This window comes from Paraburkholderia sp. SIMBA_054 (genome assembly GCF_046534875.1).
Lineage (GTDB): Bacteria > Pseudomonadota > Gammaproteobacteria > Burkholderiales > Burkholderiaceae > Paraburkholderia > Paraburkholderia hospita.
In genome coordinates, this window is record NZ_JAWRXV010001568.1 from 1 (window position 1) to 241 (window position 241).

1 protein-coding gene is annotated in these 241 nt (G+C 48.5%); it reads left to right on the forward strand.

Going from position 1 to position 241, the window contains the following annotated elements; genetic code table 11:
• Nucleotides 1-241, forward strand: a 241-nt coding sequence (gene bshC, locus SB822_RS60325) for a bacillithiol biosynthesis protein BshC (protein ID WP_410859548.1), incomplete at both ends; no start/stop codon positions are given.

The following is a 241-nucleotide window of genomic DNA, read 5'->3' on the forward strand; positions in this document are numbered from 1 at the left end:
ATATCGATGCCGCTGACAAGCAATTGCGCACCTATGAATCGAGTTTTTTCTCGCAGCTGATCGAAAACAGCGGGGCGATCGCAAAAGCGGTTGCCGAAACCGAAAGCGCACTTGAAGCGGATGGTTATAAAGCTGGAATCGATGCCAAAGAAGAAGCGGCACATCTATTTCTCACGATCGAAGGCGAACGCCTATTGCTGGAGCGTGATGGAAATCGTTTTGCAGTCAAAAACACTTCTGT